Source organism: Nocardiopsis tropica, from assembly GCF_042660575.1.
GTDB lineage: Bacteria > Actinomycetota > Actinomycetes > Streptosporangiales > Streptosporangiaceae > Nocardiopsis > Nocardiopsis tropica.
Map to the genome: position 1 here is coordinate 1 of NZ_JBHSUF010000049.1, position 4,175 is coordinate 4,175.

Consider the following 4,175-nt stretch of genomic DNA (forward strand, 5'->3'; position numbering starts at 1 on the left):
GCGCGCCGGCCTCATGTAGACGCGAACGCCGGCGTCCCGTCCGACGCAGGAGCGGACCGTCCGGTCCCGCCTGCCGGGTTGTCCGGGGCTCTTCCGACTGCGTGGGGGTCACGTGCGGTGCCCCTGCGAGGGTGCCTGTGCCTCGGCCTCACGGAACCGGCGGTGACCGTCCGGGGTCATGAGGCTGCCGATCCGCCCGGCCTGGTCGGCGAGGCGCAGCAGTTGCGCGCGGCCGCACGATGCCGGACCCCGGCTGGTGGGCCCCGCCTGGCGACAGGCGAAACCCCGCGCCCCCGTCCTCCTGGAGGACGGGGGCGCTTCTGCTATCTGCCCTTGAGGATCTGGTCGACACGCGCGGTGGAGACACCGATCATCTCGCCCACCTCGCGCATGGAGCGCCCGGGGCGCAGTTCGGCGACGGCCTCGGCGCGCACGCCCTTGACGGCCTTCTGTGCGTCGTTGAGGGCGTCGATGAGGGCGGTCGCGGCCTTGCTGCGTTCGACGGGGTCGGTGATGGCGCGGAGCTGTTCGGCCAGTTGGGTGAGTGGCGTGGTGTCCATACAAGGATTCTAGGGGAGTCTAGAAAAAACTTCTAGTCCCCCCTTGCAAACTTCAAGGGGCCCCTATATGCTGAAGGCACAACAACATAGAGGGGAGGTGAAAAGGTTGGACATCGACCTGATCTTCCAGAGCGCGGCACTGGCCGTCAGCGCCACGAGCGCGACGATCGCCACTCTGACCATCTGGGGTAACACCCGGAAGGCCGAGGGACGCCACGCCAAGGGAGGCCACCACCGCCGGAAGCGCCGCCACGAGCGCCGCTGAAGGAAGGGCCCGGGGATATACCGAGTACCCCCGGGCCCGCCCCCTCAGAATGCCACACAGACCCAAGGAAAGGGGAGCCGTGAACACCCGTAAGGTCCTCATCGCTCATAACATCGCCGCGGCTGCGGCCCTGGTCGTGATCCTGGTCGGCAGCATCTCCACCGGCATCATCTGGTGGGTGTGGACGGCGATGGGTCTCATCCTGGTCGCCACCGTCGGAATCAACGTCGCCTACTTCCGCACCCGCTGAACCCGGCGCCGGCGCCCCCTCTTGCTCGGAGGGGAGGGGCGTCCGTGTGCCCGGATCAGTTCACGTGCGCCTTGTGCCAGCACCCGTCGTCCGATCCGAGTCCGTCGAGTTCCACGGCGACGATGGCGGCGAGTCGCTGGCGGAGCGACTCGCCATCGGCCATCGCGTGGTCGGCGCGGTAGGACCGGCGCTCGTCTGCTGTCATGCGGATGCGCACCCGTAGGTGGAATTCCTCTGTCATGTGCCTCCCGTGTCTTGACGGTATCCGTGCGTAGCGACAATCGCCCAGCAGGCGGGGCCACAGGACGTTGCCTGTGGCCCCGGGGCCGCCGCTGTCGTCCCCGAGCAGGAGCGGCCTGTCTGCCCCCGCACGTCCGGGACGGGGTCGACCGCACGGGGGTCTACTGGCTGCACTCCCCGTGGTGGAGCATCTGTCCCTCGGACTCGCGGAACCGGCGGTGGCCGCCCGGGGTCATGAGGCTGCCGATCCGCCCGGTGAACGCCCACCTGGTGACGGTCTCGGGATCCACCCGGAACAGCCGTGCGACCTCCGCCGGGGTGAGCAGGGGGCCGGGATCGGGTATCCGGTCGTTCGTCACCGGTTCTCCCCCTGCCCGTCCTGCCGGTGCATGTGGTCGCCCTGGCGCTCGACGGCGTCGCGCTCCTGGTCGGTGGGCGGTGCGTCGTCAGAGTCGGGGCTGTGGCTGGTCACGGTGCTCACCTCGTGGTGCGGGAACGGTCGGCGCGGTGCGGGAGCGCCTGCGGGGAAGGGAGCCACCGGTGGTGGCGGGCGCGGGGTCGCGGGTGGTGCGCGCCGCGGTGAGGCGGACGAACTCGGCGAGGGTCACGGCGTGCCCTTCCGGGACTGCTGTCCCCACGTGCCCGGGTTGAGGATGGGGCGCCGGCGCTCTCCTCCATGAGGGTCGGCTCGACCCCGGCGACGAGGGCGCCGGCCATCCAGTACCGGGGGTCCGCCACACCCGCCACCGGTCGACGTGTTCGGCGCGCAGCCGGTCGAGCTCGTGCGCCTCCAGGGCGTCGAGGAGTTCGGGCGTGGTCGGCGCGGACACGGTCGCGTCCCCGCGGGTGGCCCGCCAGTGGCCGTGTGCGGCGCCGTCACGGTCGCGGCTGATCTCCCACGCGGGGTGGTCTGCCGCGACGATCTCGATAGCGGACGCGCGGGTACGAAGAGGCGCCCGGTCGTCCGCGCGCTGGTCGGTCATCATCACTCACCTCGGAGGTTGGGGTGAGGACGACGCTACGAATGGTCTGGCGATCACTACAGACACAGCACGTGACAGTTCCCGGGGCACAGCCCGAGAACTGCCACGCTACGTGGTACCTGTGCTGCTCAGGCGACACCGAGGAACTCCGCCACCTCCCGGTGGTCGCTGCCCGGCATCCGCTTGGCCTGCTCAAGCAGGTCTTCCGCGATGTCCCGTGCCGCCTGCTGTTGCCGGAACCACGACGGCGCCTGGCTCTTGAGCCCCAGCACGATCTCCGTGGTGCGGTCGACGTTGCGCAGCCGCAGGTGTGCCGCCGCCTGGTCGAGGGCGTACCGCTGCTGCGTGTTCGCCGTGGTCTGTCCCTGCCGCGGCCTGATCTCCTCGACCAGCTCCAATGCCCGGTCGGGGCGGTCGGCGATCAACTCGTTCTGCATCCCGTTCATCAGCGCCGTGGCGCGGCCGAACCGCATGTGTCCGGCGGTGGCGATCTCGTCGCCGACGAGTTCCCCCGCGGTCTGGCAAGCGCCTGGTACTCCCGCGCCTGGTACTCCCGCGCCTCGTCGGGACGGTTGTTGCGGACCGCCGCGGCCCCGGCGCGCATGAGGACGTGACCCCCCGTTGCGACGGTGGCCTTACCGGCCTTGGAGAACTTCGAGGGTTCCAGCGCCTCAGCGGTGTCCGCGCACAGGCGTTCCACGTCGTCGAACCGCCCCTGCCGCATGAGCGCCCATCCCTGTTCGCCGATGCACGCCGCGGCGAGCGCCTGGTCGCCGACGGCAAGCGCGTCGGTGAGCGCGTCCCGGAGCGCGATGAGGGACAGGTCGTGCTCCCGGATCTGGATCAGGTACCGCGCCGTCGGTTGGAGGGAGTCCGACCGCAGACGGATCGCCTCGTTCTTCTCGTCGCCCTCCAACAGGGCGACGTGCGCGTGAGCGGACCGCACGAGGGCGGGGGAGAGCCGCGCCACGTCGTCGTACCGGTCGGCTTGGTAGTGAGCCGCCACCGACGACACGGCGCGCTCCAACAGGACCAGGTTCGGGGGGACGTCGTCATCGGGGTAGAGGCGTCCGCGCAGGCCCAACGGCGGGTTGACGGCGGACCGGATGTCGGCGAGGACGGCGTCGCGCTGGTCGTCGACCCTCGGGGCCGGCGCTTCGGGGGTCATGAACCACACCGTGCGCACTCCGAGGGTCCGGGCGATGCGGTGGTAGTTCTCGATCCGCGCTGTGCCGCCCTGTTCGATCTTGCGGATGACGCCGACGCTGATCCCGGCCCGTTCGGCGAGACCTTCTTGGGTGAGGCCGCGGCGTCGGCGGAGTTCTATGAGCCGGTCGGCTACGGAGGTATCCTGTGCGGGCATGGCCCCGCCTTTCCTTGAGTGGTCGCACCATCAACGTGTGGCGGGGCCTTCGCCGTGTCAGGATGTTGCCGCCCGGCACGACGAAGCGGACCGCCCCGGCAAGGGACGGCCCGCTCTCGGCCCAGGGTCACCCCTGCTGGCACTCCCGGATGCGGGTACGACCCCACGGGCGACCGGCCGAACCGTGCGTCAAGCTCTCTGCCGAGCGAGCGACACACCCTCGTCCCGGCCCTCGTCCTCGTGCCGGCGCCCGGCCTTCAGTCCCCACTGCGACCCGGACACCGTAGGCGCTGACTTCCAGAACGGAGAGGGCACCGGTCAGAGGCCGGTTCCCGTTCCACCATTTCGCCACGGTCCGTGACCGAAGTCGGGCTTTTGAACCTGGCCGACTTTTTTCGGCCCTCCCCAGCGTTCCCCGGGGGGTACCCCACCGGGGGTCACCCCCCACCCTGTGTGACGAGTGGCGGCGGTCGTCCCGCGGTCACGCGCGGGTGTCTACATGAGGTCGGCGCGG

At 70.5% G+C, this 4,175-nt stretch carries 8 protein-coding genes; 2 read left to right on the forward strand and 6 right to left on the reverse strand.

Going from position 1 to position 4,175, the window contains the following annotated elements:
* Window positions 1-323 precede the first annotated feature (323 nt).
* Complete coding sequence (locus tag ACFQBR_RS33425) at window positions 324-560, reverse strand: hypothetical protein (RefSeq protein WP_344186521.1); 237 nt, start codon at window positions 558-560, stop codon at window positions 324-326.
* A 97-nt stretch (window positions 561-657) separates the two neighbouring features.
* On the opposite strand from ACFQBR_RS33425, the gene ACFQBR_RS33430 reads away from it, so the two are divergent.
* Window positions 658-825: a hypothetical protein gene (locus ACFQBR_RS33430; protein ID WP_378554974.1), complete on the forward strand. Its 168-nt coding sequence runs from the start codon at window positions 658-660 to the stop codon at window positions 823-825.
* A 79-nt stretch (window positions 826-904) separates the two neighbouring features.
* Window positions 905-1,075 carry a hypothetical protein gene (locus tag ACFQBR_RS33435; protein WP_344186523.1) on the forward strand — a complete coding sequence of 57 codons (171 nt, stop codon included), beginning with the start codon at window positions 905-907 and terminating at the stop codon, window positions 1,073-1,075.
* A 55-nt stretch (window positions 1,076-1,130) separates the two neighbouring features.
* Here ACFQBR_RS33435 and ACFQBR_RS33440 read toward each other — a convergent pair whose 3' ends face one another.
* From ACFQBR_RS33440 to ACFQBR_RS33460, 5 genes are all read right to left on the reverse strand, one after another.
* A complete protein-coding gene (locus ACFQBR_RS33440) occupies window positions 1,131-1,316 on the reverse strand; it encodes a hypothetical protein (protein WP_344186524.1) in 186 nt (61 codons plus the stop codon).
* Window positions 1,317-1,476: 160 nt separating this feature from the next.
* Entirely contained in the window at window positions 1,477-1,674 is a 198-nt protein-coding gene (locus ACFQBR_RS33445) for a BldC family transcriptional regulator (RefSeq protein ID WP_344186525.1), read from the reverse strand.
* 87 nt (window positions 1,675-1,761) lie between these two features.
* On the reverse strand, window positions 1,762-2,298 hold the full coding sequence (locus tag ACFQBR_RS33450) for a hypothetical protein (RefSeq protein ID WP_344186526.1): 537 nt from the start codon (window positions 2,296-2,298) through the stop codon (window positions 1,762-1,764).
* Between the two features lie 128 nt (window positions 2,299-2,426).
* Window positions 2,427-2,735 carry a hypothetical protein gene (locus ACFQBR_RS33455; RefSeq protein WP_378554975.1) on the reverse strand — a complete coding sequence of 103 codons (309 nt, stop codon included), beginning with the start codon at window positions 2,733-2,735 and terminating at the stop codon, window positions 2,427-2,429.
* Between the two features lie 8 nt (window positions 2,736-2,743).
* Window positions 2,744-3,661, reverse strand: a complete 918-nt coding sequence (locus ACFQBR_RS33460) for a helix-turn-helix domain-containing protein (protein ID WP_344186528.1) — start codon at window positions 3,659-3,661, stop codon at window positions 2,744-2,746.
* Between the last annotated feature and the right edge of the window lie 514 nt (window positions 3,662-4,175).

Bases quoted from the DNA above. Each gene is read 5' to 3' on its own strand.
- ACFQBR_RS33425 (WP_344186521.1), bottom strand. From the start codon at position 560: ATGGACACCACGCCACTCACCCAACTGGCCGAACAGCTCCGCGCCATC.
- ACFQBR_RS33440 (WP_344186524.1), bottom strand. From the start codon at position 1,316: ATGACAGAGGAATTCCACCTACGGGTGCGCATCCGCATGACAGCAGAC.
- ACFQBR_RS33450 (WP_344186526.1), bottom strand. From the start codon at position 2,298: ATGACCGACCAGCGCGCGGACGACCGGGCGCCTCTTCGTACCCGCGCG.
- ACFQBR_RS33455 (WP_378554975.1), bottom strand. From the start codon at position 2,735: ATGCAGAACGAGTTGATCGCCGACCGCCCCGACCGGGCATTGGAGCTG.
- ACFQBR_RS33460 (WP_344186528.1), bottom strand. From the start codon at position 3,661: ATGCCCGCACAGGATACCTCCGTAGCCGACCGGCTCATAGAACTCCGC.